The organism is Streptomyces sp. NPDC050448, assembly GCF_040655295.1.
GTDB lineage: Bacteria > Actinomycetota > Actinomycetes > Streptomycetales > Streptomycetaceae > Streptomyces.
Window position 1 is genome coordinate 65,387 of record NZ_JBFAJR010000035.1, and the last position, 14,562, is coordinate 79,948.

Annotated in this window: 11 protein-coding genes; 1 reads left to right on the forward strand and 10 read right to left on the reverse strand. The window is 70.7% G+C overall.

Annotation, left to right across the window (positions count from 1 at the left end; genetic code table 11):
- Positions 1–6: 6 nt before the first annotated feature.
- The gene (locus AB0I68_RS30870) at positions 7–1,278 is read right to left on the reverse strand and encodes a cytochrome P450 (protein WP_363180655.1); all 1,272 of its coding nucleotides are present in this window, start codon (positions 1,276–1,278) and stop codon (positions 7–9) included.
- 360 nt (positions 1,279–1,638) lie between these two features.
- Here AB0I68_RS30870 and AB0I68_RS30875 point away from each other — a divergent pair, with 360 nt between their 5' ends.
- Entirely contained in the window at positions 1,639–3,279 is a 1,641-nt protein-coding gene (locus AB0I68_RS30875; protein WP_363180656.1) for a bifunctional 3-(3-hydroxy-phenyl)propionate/3-hydroxycinnamic acid hydroxylase, read from the forward strand.
- 13 nt (positions 3,280–3,292) lie between these two features.
- Here the strand turns inward: AB0I68_RS30875 and AB0I68_RS30880 are convergent, their stop codons facing one another.
- From AB0I68_RS30880 to AB0I68_RS30920, 9 genes are all read right to left on the reverse strand, one after another.
- A complete protein-coding gene (locus tag AB0I68_RS30880) occupies positions 3,293–4,192 on the reverse strand; it encodes an ROK family protein (protein WP_363180657.1) in 900 nt (299 codons plus the stop codon).
- A gap of 13 nt (positions 4,193–4,205) precedes the next feature.
- On the reverse strand, positions 4,206–4,871 hold the full coding sequence (locus tag AB0I68_RS30885; RefSeq protein WP_266662908.1) for an HAD-IA family hydrolase: 666 nt from the start codon (positions 4,869–4,871) through the stop codon (positions 4,206–4,208).
- Positions 4,872–4,969: 98 nt separating this feature from the next.
- Positions 4,970–6,052, reverse strand: a complete 1,083-nt coding sequence (locus AB0I68_RS30890; RefSeq protein ID WP_363180658.1) for a Gfo/Idh/MocA family oxidoreductase — start codon at positions 6,050–6,052, stop codon at positions 4,970–4,972.
- On the reverse strand, positions 6,049–7,209 hold the full coding sequence (gene rifK / locus AB0I68_RS30895) for a 3-amino-5-hydroxybenzoate synthase (protein ID WP_363180659.1): 1,161 nt from the start codon (positions 7,207–7,209) through the stop codon (positions 6,049–6,051). Before rifK ends, AB0I68_RS30890 begins: the two co-directional genes overlap by 4 nt.
- Positions 7,210–7,440: 231 nt before the next feature.
- Complete coding sequence (locus tag AB0I68_RS30900) at positions 7,441–8,259, reverse strand: shikimate dehydrogenase (protein ID WP_363180660.1); 819 nt, start codon at positions 8,257–8,259, stop codon at positions 7,441–7,443.
- On the reverse strand, positions 8,256–9,509 hold the full coding sequence (locus AB0I68_RS30905) for a 3-deoxy-7-phosphoheptulonate synthase class II (protein WP_363180666.1): 1,254 nt from the start codon (positions 9,507–9,509) through the stop codon (positions 8,256–8,258). The genes AB0I68_RS30900 and AB0I68_RS30905 overlap by 4 nt, the downstream gene beginning before the upstream one ends.
- A gap of 68 nt (positions 9,510–9,577) precedes the next feature.
- Positions 9,578–10,675: a 3-dehydroquinate synthase family protein gene (locus tag AB0I68_RS30910; protein WP_363180661.1), complete on the reverse strand. Its 1,098-nt coding sequence runs from the start codon at positions 10,673–10,675 to the stop codon at positions 9,578–9,580.
- Positions 10,676–10,752: 77 nt separating this feature from the next.
- Complete coding sequence (locus tag AB0I68_RS30915; protein ID WP_363180662.1) at positions 10,753–11,520, reverse strand: arylamine N-acetyltransferase; 768 nt, start codon at positions 11,518–11,520, stop codon at positions 10,753–10,755.
- A 23-nt stretch (positions 11,521–11,543) separates the two neighbouring features.
- Positions 11,544–14,562 (reverse strand): type I polyketide synthase (locus AB0I68_RS30920; protein WP_363180663.1); only part of this gene is annotated, 3,019 nt, incomplete at its 5' end.

Genomic DNA, 14,562 nt, shown 5'->3' on the forward strand with positions numbered 1-14,562 from the left:
CCGGGTTCAGACGAGCCGCAGCGGAAGCCGGTCGACCCTGGTGAACCCGGGTCGCATCGTCCACGGGATCTGCTCCCGCCCGACCGCCAGGGACAGGTCGGGGAACCGGGTGAACAGCGCGTGCAGCGCCACCTCCGCCTCCTGGCGGGCCAGCACGGCACCGAGGCAGTAGTGCAGCCCCTGCCCGAAACCGAGGTGGCTCTCGGCGCGTGCCGTCTCCCGGCCGACGTCCAGCCGCTCGGGGTCGTCGAATTGGCGCGGGTCGGTGTTCGCGGCGAGGAGCAGCGGGATGACCGGCGCCCCCGCCGGGATCGTCACGCCGCCCAGCTCGACCTCCTCCGACGGGTACCGGGGCTGCCCGAACTGGACGGGCCCCAGTCGCGTCAGCTCCTGCACCGCCTGAGGCCACCGGGACGGGTCGGCGCGCAGCAGTGCGAGCTGGTCCGGGTGTCCGAGCAGGGCGAGTACCGAATTGCCGAGCAAGGAGGTCGTCGTCTCGTGCCCGGAGATCACAAGGGTGAAGACCAGTGTGACCATCTCCCGGTCCGAGAGGCGGTCACCGTCGTCCTCCTGGGCCTGCACGAGTGCGGTGACCAGGTCGTCGCGCGGCTCGGCACGCCGGCGAGCGATCAGGTCCAGCACGTGGTCGACGCACTCGCGAAAGACGGTCGGGAGGCTCTCGACGTGTGCCAAGGGTGCGGACAGCATGCCCGCCCACTCGTGCCACCGGGGACGATCGGCCTCGTCGATGCCGACCAGCTCGCAGATCACGGTGATCGGCAGCGGGTAGCAGAAGGACTCCATGAGTTCGACCGGCGCGCCGTCGCGTGCGGCCTCGGCCAACCGGTCGAGGAGCGCCGCGGTGATCTCCTCGACCCGTGGGCGCAGCGCGGACACGCGCCGCGCGGTGAACGCCCGGGAGACCAGCTTGCGCAGTCGGCGGTGGTCGGCGCCGTCGACTTCGACGATCTTGTCGGCGAGGTAGTCGACCAGGTCGGACGGGATGTTGAGCCGCTTCATGATCGTGGTCCGGACGTCCGGGCCTCCCGGCACCGAGGCCGGGTTGTTGAGGAACCGTGGGTCGGTCAGAACCCGGCGGACGTCGGCGTAGCGGGTGACCAGCCACATCGGCGGCCCGCCCATCATCGTGCCGGTCAGGATCGGCGCCCGCTCGCGCATCCGCGCGTACCCGGCGAACGGGTCGGCTATCAGGTCCGGCGAGAGGACCTCGACCGGGTCGGCCGGGGTCTCGGCGGTGGCGGTCATAAGGTCGCTCACTTCCGTATCGGAGAAAAGGCTTGCCGACCCACCGATATGAGGTGGGCACACGAGACGGGCTTTTGTCGTTCAGGGCCGAACGAAACCGGCACAACCGGATTTCGAACTGCACCGTCCGCTTCAACGGGCCCGGCTCTTCGGCAAGTTACGGCAGGAATGACCGACAACACATCCCTCGTCCTGATAGAGTTTTCTGATCCTTGACACGCCTTGAACACCGGAATACTATTCTGGCAATTTTCCAGCGTGGCGGAATTCAGCCCTTCAAACAGCGCGGACCTGTGAAGTCTTCCTTGACGCCGTTTTTCGAAGTGCGCGCTGATCTGCCCACGGCATGCGAGTAGGGGCACGATGCCAACCATGCGAACGCACGATACGTACTCGAATCCGACGGACACCGACGTCGTCATCGTGGGCAACGGGCCGATCGGTGCCGCGCTCTCGGTGCTGCTCGCCCAGCGCGGCTGGCGGGTGACCGTACTCGAGCGCCGCGCCCGGCCGTACCGGCTTCCCCGGGCGACCAGCTTCGACGGGGAGACCGCGCGGCTCCTGGCGGCCACCGGGATCGGCCCGGATCTGGGCCGGGTCACCGAGCCGGCCAACGGCTACCAGTGGCAGACCCCCTCCGGCGCGGCGCTGCTGGACATCGAGTTCACCACGGCCGGTCCCTACGGCTGGCCGGACGCCAACACGATGCACCAGCCGGCCCTGGAAGAGCTGATCGCCGCCAGGGCGGCGGCACTTCCCGGCATCACGGTGCTGCGCGGGCACGAGGTCGTGAAGATCGCGGACGGGGAAGAACGGGTTGAGGTGACGGCGGCCACCGACGATGACGCGACACGCGTCCTCTCCGCACGGTGGGTCGTGGGGTGCGACGGAGCCAACAGCTTCGTGCGCGACCACCTCGACGTCTCCGTGACGGACCTCGGGTTCTCCTACGAGTGGCTGCTCTGCGACGTCGAACTGCGCCGGCCGCGCGAGTTCACCCCCACCAACGTGCAGATCTGTGATCCGGCCAGGCCCACGACCGTGGTGGCCAGCGGCCCCGGGCGCCGGCGCTGGGAGTTCATGCGCCTGCCCGGCGAGAGCACCGCCGAACTCAACCGGGACGAGACGGCCTGGCGGCTGCTGGCGCCGTTCGGCGTCACCCCCGACACGGCCACCCTGCTGCGCAGCACCACGTACATCTTCCAGGCCCGTTGGGCCGACCAGTGGCGCGTGGGCCGTGTCCTGCTGGCCGGAGACGCGGCCCATCTCATGCCGCCGTTCGCCGGGCAGGGCATGTGCTCCGGCATCCGGGACGTCGTCAACCTGGCGTGGAAGCTGGACCTGACGCTCCGCGGCCTCGCGGACGAGTCCGTACTGGACAGCTACACGGAGGAACGCCGGGCGCAGGCCAAGGAGGCGATCCTGGCGTCGGTCCAGCTGGGCCGGGTGATCTGTGTGACGGACCCGGCGGCGGCCGCCGACCGGGATGCCACGGTGCTGGCCAACCGGCGCGGCAAGCCGGCGGGGCGGCCGGAGCCGGCGAAGGCGCTCTCGGGCGGGCTGCTGCACCGGCCGGCCGCAGCCGAGGCGGCCGAGGCGCCCGTGGGTGCCGTCGTACCGCAGGCACGCGTGGCGCGCCAGGGCTCCGTCGGGCTGTTCGACGATGTCGTCGGCCGTGGTTTCGTCCTGCTGACCACCGACGATCCGCACACCCTGCTCGACGAGGAGCGGCTGTCCTTCCTCGCCGGCCTCGGGGCCCACGTGGTGCGGCTGCTGCCGCCCGGACAGCCATCCGACGGGCACGGCTCGGCCGGTGTGATCGGCGTGGTGGATACGGACGAGGTCTACGGGCCGTATCTGGCGCGGTTCGGGGCGAGTTCGCTGCTCGTCCGTCCGGACTACCACGTCTTCGGTGCCGCGAGCGGCCCGGGCGGCACCGAAGCGCTGGTCGACGACCTGCGGGACCGGTTGCGCGCCGCGGTGCCGGCCGGTGCACCGCACCGGGCCGGCTGACGGTCGTACGCGGTCAGGGCGCGGCCAGGCGGGCGAGCGCCACCGCGCCGCGCAACGAGGAAAGGCCCCCCAGCGCTGCCGGCTCCACCGGCATCGGGGGCTGGCCCGGGCGGGCCAGCTCGGCGAGGTGATCGGACACCAGCCCGACGAGCTCGGGGAGACCGGCCGCGAAGCCGCCGCCGATCAGGGCGAGCCGGGGATGGACCAGTTCCTGGACGCCGGCCACCGCGGCGGCCAGGGCCCGGGAGGTCTCCTCGACCGCGGTGACCGCCCACGGCGCCCCATCGCGCAGCGCCCGCCGCAGTTCCTCGAAGGGGACGGGCGCTCCCCGCAGAAGAGCCGCGCGGCCCAGGGTGGCCGGCCCGGAGGCGATCGCCTGGAGGCATCCCCGGCGGCCGCAGACGCACTGCGCACCGCCCATCGCGACGATCACGTGTCCGACCTCGAAGGAGCCGCGGCCGAGCCCGGGACACAGCGCCCCTTGCAGGACGAGGCCGCCGCCGATGCCGGTGCCCACCCCGAGGTAGAGCAGGTCGTCGCAGCCCGACGCCCCGGCTTCCGCGAGGGCACCGAGGTCGCCGTCGTCCGCCCGGGCGACGGCTGCTTCGGGGAACAGCGCGCGCAGCGAGGCGTCCAGGTCGAGCCCGTTCCACTCCGGCCGGCTGGGCCAGGCGGTGACCCGGCCGGCCGGGTCGACCGTGCCGGGCATCGCGACGCCCACCGCGCGGAGCGGTACTCCGAGTCTCGCCCGCAGTTGCTCCACGTGGTGGGCGAGTCGGGCGAGGTCCCGCTCGGCGCTGTGCCGCGGGCCCCACCGGAAGGCGGACTCGTCGACGCACTCCGCGCCGGCCTCCACCCGGAAGGCGACCTTGGTGCCCCCGATGTCGACACCGAGGTGATGTGCCTTCTCCATGCTTGGACGACCCTCAGCCGCGGGGCACGGAGGGACACAGCGCCAGCAGTTCGGCCGGGCGGTGCAGGACGGCGCCCGGCAGGGCGCCCAGCAGTGCGTCCTCGTCGTCCACCTCGGCCCACAGCGCGGCGGCCGAGGCCACACCGGCGCCGTGGGCGCTGGCGATGTCGGTCGGTGCGTCACCGATCATGATCGCCTCCTCGGCCGGCAGCCCCAGCAGCTCGAGAGCGCGCACGACGATGTCCGGGGCGGGCTTCGGGTGGGCGACCTCGTCCGAGCCGATCACGTGGTCGAAAAAGGGGAGCAGGCCCAGCTGTTCGAGCAGCGACCGCGCCCGCGGCCCGCTCTTGCCGGTGGCCACTGCGAGCTTGTACCCCCGCGTCCGCAGGGTCAGCAGCAGCTCGGCCATACCCTCGAAGACCGGCACCTGGTGCGCGAGCCGGTAGCTCTCGCGGACGAAGGGCTCCTCCATCTCCAGCGGGAGGCCCATGATCCGCATGATGTCCGGGAAGTAGCGCCCCTGGTGGCGCCGGTACTCCTCGAACGGCGCCTGGCCCTCCCCCACGACCTCCTTGTAGGCGATGGCGAAAGCCTCTTCCATCACCGCGAAGCTGTCGACGATGACCCCGTCCAGGTCGAAGATCACGGCGCGCCTGACCGACGGGCGCGTCTGTGTCACCGTCGCTGATGTCCCTGCCATTGAAACTGTCACGTCATGCCATCCCGTACGTCTGCTCGTTGTCTTGGAACCGTGGTTCCACTGGTCTTCCGCACCGTTTACCGGTAGGCGGGCACGGCGTTGCCGGCGCGGGCGGAGCGGGCCGACGCGTAGAAGTCCTCGATGACGCGGACCGTCGTACGGGCCTCACCGATGGCCCTGCCCCGGTTGCCCGGGTCCGCCAGTACCGCGGCGAGGCCGTCCAGCTGCCGCCGGTACTCGTTGCCGATGGGCTCGTCCGGCACCGGGACCGGCATGGTGATGCCTTCACGGGTCAGCGTCAGCACGGACTCGGGGTGGCGGTTGGGGCTGAAACCGAAGGTGCACCGCAGCTCGGCGGTTCCGTCGCTGCCCACCACCTGGATCCGGGACACGTCCCGTGCCTCGTGCGACGCCCAGCTGGCGTGCAGGGCGACGGACACTCCGTCCTCGCGGACGAGGAAGCCCCGGGCGGTGTCCTCGACGTCGCCGTCGGCATCGGTGACGGGCTGGTCGTGGCGCCATGCCGCGCTCCAGGAAACGACGTTGACGAAGTCGTTCGCCGTCACGCCGACGACCTCGGCGAAGCGGGCCGGACCGAGCAGGGACGCGAGTGTGTCGAGCAGGTGCCAGCCGAGGTCGAACAGCACACCGCCGCCGGCCTTGCTGCGCTGGGTGAACCAGCCGCCGGCCTTGGGGATGCCGCGTGCGCGGACCCACGACAGGTCGACGTGCCGGATGTGGCCGAGGTCGGGCACCAGGCGCGCCAGGGCTCCCACGTCGCTGCGGTAGGGCGCGGCGCTGCCCGCCAGCAGCATGGCGCCGCCGCTGCGTTCGGCGGCCGCCAGAGTTTCCGCCTCGTCCGAGGTCAGGCACACCGGCTTCTCCAGGAAGACGGAGACGCCCTTGCCGAGCAGGGTCGCGGCCACCTCGGCGTGCAGGTAGTTGGGGACTGCGACGACGGCGAGGTCGATCGACCGGGGGGTGAGCGCGTCCAGCGTCGCGTACACGGGAATGCCCGGCACCACGCCGAACGCCTCGCGCGCCGCCGGTTCGGTGTCGGTGACGGCCACCACTTCGAAGTCGGCGTGCTCGGTCAGCAGGGGGAGCCACAGCTCCCGGCCCGCCCAGCCGAGCCCGACGATGGCGACCCGGACGCTCATACCGTGCTCACAGCGTCGGCGATGATCGCGGCCGTGAGGTGCATGTCTTCCTCGGAGGCGAGCAGAGTGCGGTGGTGCAGCCAGATGCAGTCCTGGCTGATGGCCTCGGAGTTGGGGCAGCGCTCGGCGAGCTCGTCCGGGGTCGTGTCCGGTGCGCCGAACTCCCAGAAGGCGTCGGTGCGGTAGATCGCGCGGAATCCTGCGAACGCCGGCAGGCCGGCCTCCACGAGCCTGTCGACCAGGGCGTTGCGGTTCTCCTCGCCGATGCCGGGCACCCGGAACATCGCCATGTAGTGCGAGGGAACGTCGGTGCGCTCGTCGGCGCGCTGCGGGACCACACCGTCGATCGACTCGAGCAGGTGCGACAGCAGGGCCCAGCGCTCATGACGCGTGGCTATCTGGCCGTCCAGGCGGCGCAGCTGTGCCCGGAGCACCGACGCAGAGAACTCGTTGAGCCGCAGGTTGGAGCCGGCGATCGCGTGCATGTACCGGCGGTCGGTCCGGGGCCGTCCGCAGCTGTGCCGCAGGAACGCGGTCTCGTACATCTCCGTGTCCGGGAACAGCACGGCGCCGCCCTCACCGGCGGTCATCAGTTTGCCGTTCTGGAAGCTGAACGCGGCGACCGAGCCGAGCTCGCCGACGCGCTTGCCCTGCCAGCGGGCGCCGTGCGCGTGCGCGGCGTCCTGGAGCAGCGGGACGCCCGTATTGGCGGAGAGCTTGGCGAGTGCATCCATGTCCGCAAGGAATCCGGCCATGTGCACCGGCATGATCGCCCGGGTCCGCGACGTCACGGCGGCGGCAGCCGCCGCCACGTCGATGTTGTACGTGTGCTCGTCGACGTCCACCGGGACGGCGACCGCGCCGAGCCGCTGCGCCGCCTGAGAGGACGAGATGAAGGTGAAGGCCGGAACGATGACTTCGGAGCCCGGGCCGACGCCCATGACCTGCAGGGCGAGTTCGAGTGCGTGGGTTCCGTTCGTGACCGCGAGAGCGTGGGCGGCGCCGTGGTGCTCGGCGAACTCCCGCTCGAAGGAATCGACTTCGCTTCCGCCCATCCGCCACCACTGGCCCTGCTCGAGTGCGCGGATGAGCCCTTCCCGCTCACGCTCGTCATACTGCGGCCACTGGGGGAATTCCGGCGCCTGTCGCACGTTCATGTTTCTCCAAGGAATGGATCTGACTCGACGCGAGGTGCGGAGTGGGCGGGGCACTGTGCTGCTACGGAGGAAGACGCGCGCACACGAGCAGTCGCCGTCGAGATCGCGGAAGAGGCGCACACTCCGCCCCGTGCAGCGTCATGTGCAGTCAGAAATAGGCTGAATTGCAAGTCCAAAATAGAGCCCCGCCCGTGACACCGCATCCCTAGATTCGGTAGTCGTGCCGTGAGTTCAGTGCAAGTCGAAGAAGATTCGATAGGAATTCAGTTGCCCCTCGAGCATGTGAATACCGTGATGGACGGGGTGGCCCAGTGCGGCTGCTTCACGCAGGAGCCGCGTCTCACGGGGTTTCATGACGATGTCGGCCACGACGCTGCCCGGCGGCAGGGAGTCCAAGGGGAACGGAAGCGGATCGTCCGCACGCATTCCGAGCGGCGTGGCGTTCACCGCGATGTCGATGCCGATGTCGCGCAGTTGCGGTCCGGTCAAGGCCCTTACCCGGCCCGGCCAGTACGCGCCGAGGCGGGTGACCAGCGCGCCGAGCTTCGCCGTGTCCGTGTCGTACACGGACAACCGGTCGACACCGGCCGTCAGCAGCGCCGCGGCGACGGCGCTGCCCGCGCCGCCCGCGCCGACGAGCGCCACCCGTCGGCCGTGGGGGTCGTGCCCGGCCCCGACGAGACCCGCCACGAAGCCCGAGCCGTCGAAGTTCTCCGCGAGCCAGCTGCCGTCGGCCTCCCGGCGCAGCACGTTCGCGCTTCCGACGATGTCCACGGTCGGGCCGCAGCGGTCGGCCAGCCGGCGAACGGCGACCTTGTGGGGCACCGTGACGAACATGCCGTCGAGGTTGTCCACGCGCTGCAGACCGCGCACGATCTGCTCGAGGTGCTCCGGCCGGGCGTGTACCGGAACGAGCACCGCATCCATCCGCAGGCGCGCGAAGAGCGGATTCATCAGCCCGGGCGCCTGGACCTGGGCGATGGGATCCCCCAGCACGGCGTAGAGCCGGGTGGTGCCTTTGATGGGCGCAGCGGTCGGACGGCCGGTCATCGCAGCGCCGCTTCGAAGTCGGTGATATCGGCCGCCGCCATCTCCGGGACGGAAAATGCGAGTTCCATCGACTGCTCCGCGTTGAGTCGGGGGTCACAGGCCGTGTGATAGCGGGCGGGCAGGTCGGCTTCCGTTGTTCCGGCGGCGCCGCCGAGACATTCCGTGACGTCGTCACCCGTCACTTCGATGTGAATTCCGCCGGGGTGGGTGCCCAGCCGCCGGTGGACCTCGAAGAAACCGGCTATCTCATCGGTGATGTGCCGGAGATTGCGGGTCTTGTATCCGTTCGCCGACGTGTACGTATTGCCGTGCATCGGATCGCACTGCCAGATCACCTGATGGCCGGAGGCGGTGACTTTCTCGACGATCGGCGGCAGGACGTCACGGACCTGCCCGTGCCCCATGCGGCTGACCAGCGTCAGTCGCCCGGGTTCACGGTGCGGGTCGAGCCGCCGCACGTACGCGGCGGCCGTCTCCGGGCTCGTGCCCGGACCGATCTTGAGGCCGATCGGATTGGACAGCAGTTCCGCGAACGCGATGTGCGCGCCGTCGAGCTGGCGGGTGCGCTCGCCGATCCACAGGAAGTGCCCCAGCCCACTGGCCAGACGGGGCTCGGGCCCACTGGTGTCCACCCGCAGCAAGGACTGCTCGTAGTCGAGCAGGAGTGCCTCGTGACTGACGTAGAGGTCGTTGTCGCCGTCGCCCTCACCGTTGCCGTTGCCGTTGCCGTTGCCGTTGCCGAAGCTGCGCACCAGAGCCATCGCGCGTGCGGCGTCGGCGTGTGCCCGCAGCATCCGGTAGGGATCGGGCGTCCGGGCCGCGAGCGTGGGCTCGATGGAGTTGACCATGTCGCCGCGGTAGACGGGCAGCCCCAGTGCGTCGACGGCCTGGGAACGGGGCTTGGCGTACTGGCCGGCCATCCGGGCGACCTTGACGACGGGCAGTCCGGTGCGGCGGGCGAGCACGGCGGCCATGTCCACGAGCGTCCACAGATTGGCGCGCACATGGGCTTCGGTGTTCGCGGCGAAGGTTTCCGCGCAGTCACCGCCCTGGAGCAGGAACGCCTCGCCGCGCGCGACCGCGGCGAGCCGACTGCGCAGCCGGGCCGTCTCGGCCGGCGTCACGATCGGCTCGGCGCGGCTCAGCAGCGCCACCGCGTCTCTCGCCTGTTCCGGGTCTCCCCAGATCGGCTGCTGCGCGGCCGGCTTGGCGAGCGCCGCCTCCAGCCTGTCGAACAGTCTGTCGAACATCAGGCGGTCCGCCGGGCGGGCGGCGCCGGCCGATCCGTCGAGAACGGCCGGCCACTGGGTTGCACGTGTCATTTCTGAGCCGCATCGGTCGTGGAGGCTCCGAGCGCAGCGCCGCCGACGAGATCGGCCATGCGCACTCGGGGCATCCGGTCCAGGACGCGCGCGACAACCTCGTGCGGTACGTCGCTCACCAGTTCCGCGCCCTTCGGGCCGTCCAGAACGAACGAGAGCCCGTTCATCGCCTTCTTGTCGTGGCGCATCAGTTCCATGAGGGCCGCGGACTCGGCCTCGACGGGCAGGGCGGTGGGGAGGCCGTAGTACCGGACGACGTCCTGGTGCTCTTCCACCCGCGCCTGGTCGATACGGCCCAGGGCGCCGGCGAGCCGCCCCGCGAAGACCGTTCCGATGGCCACCCCCTCGCCGTGGCGCAGTGCGAAGTCGGTCGCCTTCTCCAGCGCATGGCCCAGCGTGTGGCCGTAGTTGAGCGTGTGCCGCAGTCCGGTGTCCCGCTCGTCCGTCTCCACGACGCGGGCCTTGAGGCTCACACTGGCGGTGATCTGCTCCTCCAGCGACAGCCCGCGCAGGTCCGGCGCGCCGATGAAGTGGCAGCGGGCGATCTCGCCGAGACCGTTCAGCAGCTCCCGCCGCGGCAGGGTCGACAGGTAGTCGGTGTCGCACAGCACCGCGCTGGGCTGCCAGTACGCGCCGACCAGGTTCTTGCCGGCCGGCAGGTTCACCGCCGTCTTCCCGCCGACGCTGGCGTCGACCTGGGCGAGCAGCGTCGTGGGCAGGTGCACCACGGGCACGCCCCGGTGGTAGAGCGCGGCCGCCAGCCCGACCACGTCGGTGGTCGTGCCGCCGCCGCAGGAGACGACGACGTCGGACCGGGTGAGCCCGAACCGCACGAACTCACCGCACAGCGCCTCCACCGTGGCGAGGGTCTTGTCCTGCTCGCCGTCCCGGGCCGGCAGCAGCAGGGTCTCCACACCGGTGTCCGGCACCCATTCCTCCGGGCGGGCCGACACGACGACGGCCCGTCCGGCGCCCAGCCTTTGGATGACCTCGGCAAGCGACGTACGCACCCCCGGGCCGATGACCACGTCGTAGGCGTGATCTCTGAGGCGCAGAGGAATGGAAGCCGCATCAGCCGGGTCTTTGTCCATCATTTTCCCACTTCCGATTCCCACTCGTTCCTCTTTCGACCGGGATGAATTGCGGTACGGGCGGCGGCCGGAGTGCAAGCTCAGCCCAACGCGCCGGACAGAATGCCGGAGACCAGTGTCTGGAGCTCGCCGTCGTCGGTGATCGTGCGCACCTGCTCACGACCGTCGCGGACCGTCAGATGCCGTCGCTTCTTCATGACGACCTGACCGTTCTCGAAAGTCCGGCCGCACAGGATTTCCCGGCTGTCGGGCCGGTTCACGTCCGACAGGATCTCCCGGAGGCAGTCCTCCAGTTCCTTCCAGTCGCTCCACTGCCGGGCTTGCATCGTGAACGTGTAGACGACGCCCCACCGGGTGACCGCCCCCCGGCGTTGGAGGGCGATCTCGGACTCGCGCTCGACCAGCCGGTACTGGGACCCGTACTGGGACTGCACCGCGTCGGAGACCAGCAGCGGCTCGATGTAGGAAGGGCCCGGGTAGCCGACGTCCACGAGCCATTCATCACCGTCCAGGGCGACACGGATGAACATGTGCTCGACTTTGACCGCGAAGTTGTCCCAGCCCTCGCCGGTGCTGGCCGCCAGCAGCGTCACGTCGTAGCCCAGCTCGCGGAGAAGCCGGAAGAACAGACGGTTCAGGTGGTAACAGGTACCGCCTCGCCCTTGGAGAATGCTCGCCTCGAACATGGCGTCCTCGTCGAGGTCGACGAGGTGCACTCCGTCACTGACATCGTAGGCGGCACCGTTGTACGGAATCGCCATCAGGTGGCTCTTGTGCAGCTTTCGCAGAGTCGCGATGTCCACACCGGTTTCTCCGCCGCAGCCGATCCGCTCGAGATAAACACTCACGTCGAACACGCCATCACACTCTTTCATACGGAGATCGCCACCTGGGCCGCGCCCTGTTCGCCGCACATCAGCTCGTGGAGATGCGCGGACAGCATTCCTGGCGTCGGGTAGTCGAAGACGATGTTGGGCGAGATTTTCACTTCGGTGATGTTGCGGAGCCGGTTACGGAGCTCGATCGCTGTGAGCGAGTCGAAGCCGATCTCGAAGAGCCCCTGGTCCGCGTCGATCCTGTACGTCCCGCTGAAGCCCAGGACAGCGCCCACCTGAGCCCGCACCAGGTCGAGCAGGACCTTCGTCTGCTCGGCAGCGGGCAGTCCGGCCAGCCGGCCGGTCAGCTGCCGGTGGTCGTCGCCGGTGCCCACCACGTGCGCCAGTTGCCGGCGGGCCCGTACCAGGCCGCGCAGCAGGTGCGGCACCCCGTCGCCGGCCGCGCCGGAACGCAGCCCCCGCAGGTCCAGCTTGACCGGCACCAGCAGCGCCTGCCCGGACTCCAGAGCGGCATCGAACAGCTCCATGCCCTCCACTGCCGTCATCGGCAGGACTCCCCCGCGCCGGTTCATCCGGGTCCTGGTGAGGTCGTCGATGTGTTCCGCCATGCCGGTGGCCTGCTCCCACACGCCCCAGGCCAGCGACAGTCCGGGCAGGCCCACCGCCCGGCGGTCGGCCATCAGTCCGTCCAGGAAGGCGTTCGCGGCCGCGTAACCGCCACTGCCGGCGCCCATGAAGAGGGACGAGACGGAGGAGTAGACGATGAACGCGTCGAGGTCCAGCCCGCGGGTCAGCTCATCGAGATGCCGCACCGCATCCACCTTCGGCGCGAACACCCCCGCCAGCCGTTCCGGGGTCAGCATCCCGATCACGCCGGCATCCGACACGCCCGCCGTGTGCACCACACCGGTCAGGGGCTGCTCGGCCGGCACCGATGCCAGCAGAGCCTGGACCTGATCGCGGTCGGACACGTCACAGGCCACCACCGAAACCGTGGCCCCCTGCTCGGCCAGCTCGGCGACCAGGTCCCCCACGCCCTCGGCATCGGGACCCCGCCGGCTGGCCAGCACCAGACTCCGCACTCCGTGCCGCGAGACCAGATGCCGGGCCACGAGAGCGCCCAGCGAACCGGCACCCGAGACCAGGACCGTCCCCTGCGGTCCGAACACCGCCGGGACATCCTGGACCTCACGGCGAGCCCGGACGAGCCGGGGAACCGACAGCGAGCTGCCGCGGTGGGCGACCTGAGGTTCCCCGCAGGCCAGCACCGCACCCAGCACCGCACCCGGCACCGGCTCGACAGCACTTTCGGCTGCGGGGTCGGCGTCGATCAGGATGATCCGGTCGGGGTTCTCCGCCTGGGCGGCACGCACCAGACCCCACACCGCCGATCCGGCCGGGTCAGTCACCGCGCCCTCACCCACGGGCACCGCGCCCCGGGTCACCACGACCAGCCGCGAATCCTCCAGTCCGGCCCCGGCCAGCCAGCACTGCAACACGTCCAGCACCCGGCCGGCCAGCTCCAGCACCACGTCCTCGCTTGCGACACCCTCAGTGCTGCCGCCGACGGCCTGCAGGACTGCCACCGCCGGGGCGTCCGCACCGGACAGCACGTCGTCGGCCAGAGTCGCCACGTCGCCCGCGGTGGCCACCTCGACCCACGACGGGGAAGGCCCCGCCCCCTGAGCCGATGACAGCTCGGTCCAGTCCACCTGGAACAGCGAGTCGGCGACTGCGGTGTCCGCCGCCGTCTCCAACTGCTCGGCGGACACCGGCCGGGACATCAGTGAGTCCAGCGTCACGACTAGGCCACCGGCCTCGTCCACGGCCTGCAGCGACAGCGCGTCGCGGTCGGTCTGTGCGACGCGCACGCGCAACACCGAGGCGCCGGCCGCGTGCAGTTCCAGCCCGTTCCACGCGAACGGCAGCCGTATTCCCTGCCCGTCCCGCTCACCTTCGAAGCCACCGGCCGCCGTGGCCGCGGCCACGGTGTTCAGCATGGTCGAATGCAGGGCCGCGTCCAGCAACGCGGGGTGGATGCCGAACCTGCCGGCTTCCTTGCGGTGCTCCTCGGGCAGGGCCACCTCGGCGAAGACCTCCCCGTCACGCTGCCACACAGCCCGCACGCTCCGGAACGCGGGGCCGTACCCGTAGCCCCCCTGCGCCAGCAGCCCGTAGCTGCCGCTTATGTCCACCGGCTGCGCGCCGGGCGGCGGCCATGCGGCGAAGTCGAACCCGGTGCCGCTGCCGCCCGGCTGGGCCGTGGCCGACAGCAGGCCGGTTGCGTTCCGCGTCCACACGCCCTCAGCGGCAGCGTCCTCGCGCTGGGAATAGACCTCCACGGTCCGCGAACCGTTCTCGCTCGGGCCGCCCACCGCGACCTGGACCCGTACCCCGCCGCGCTCGGGCACCACCAGCGGCGCCTCGATGACGAGCTCTTCCAGAACACCGCATCCGGCCTCGTCACCGGCCCGCACCGCGAGCTCCACCAGCCCGGTACCCGGGACGAGCACCACACCACCGACCCTGTGGTCGGCCAGCCAGGAGTGCGACCGCAGCGACAGCCGCGAGGTGAAGATGAGCCCGTCGGACTGAGGCACCTGCACCACTGCGCCCAGGAGCGGGTGATCGGCCGCCGCCTGGCCCAGCGAGGCCGCGTCGGTGGCCGTCGCGGCCGGTTTGAGCCAGTAGTGCCGGTGGTCGAAGGCATACGTGGGCAGGTCGACCCGTACGGACCCGGACCCGGACCCGGCAGGCAGCATGGCCGCCCAGTCGACGGGGACTCCACGGACGAACAGCTCCGCCACCGAAGTCAGCAAGGTCTGCTCTTCCGGACGCCCGTCACGCAAAGCGGCAACGCAGGCCACCTCGACGTCCACGGCGGAGGCCGTCTCCTCCACCAGAGCCGTCAGAGCCCCGCCCGGCCCCAGCTCCACGAACAGCGTCCCACCGAACTCCACCGCCGCCGCGATCCCCTCGGCGAACCGCACCGGCCGCCGCACATGCCCGGCCCAGTACTGCGGGTCGGCGAGCTCATCGGGCCCGGCCAGCCGC

Excerpts from the sequence above, each read along its gene's own strand:
- AB0I68_RS30875 (WP_363180656.1), top strand. The coding sequence starts at position 1,639 with ATGCGAACGCACGATACGTACTCGAATCCGACGGACACCGACGTCGTC.
- AB0I68_RS30880 (WP_363180657.1), bottom strand. The coding sequence starts at position 4,192 with ATGGAGAAGGCACATCACCTCGGTGTCGACATCGGGGGCACCAAGGTC.
- AB0I68_RS30890 (WP_363180658.1), bottom strand. The coding sequence starts at position 6,052 with ATGAGCGTCCGGGTCGCCATCGTCGGGCTCGGCTGGGCGGGCCGGGAG.
- AB0I68_RS30900 (WP_363180660.1), bottom strand. The coding sequence starts at position 8,259 with ATGACCGGCCGTCCGACCGCTGCGCCCATCAAAGGCACCACCCGGCTC.
- AB0I68_RS30910 (WP_363180661.1), bottom strand. The coding sequence starts at position 10,675 with ATGATGGACAAAGACCCGGCTGATGCGGCTTCCATTCCTCTGCGCCTC.
- rifK (WP_363180659.1), bottom strand. The coding sequence starts at position 7,209 with ATGAACGTGCGACAGGCGCCGGAATTCCCCCAGTGGCCGCAGTATGAC.
- AB0I68_RS30905 (WP_363180666.1), bottom strand. The coding sequence starts at position 9,509 with ATGTTCGACAGACTGTTCGACAGGCTGGAGGCGGCGCTCGCCAAGCCG.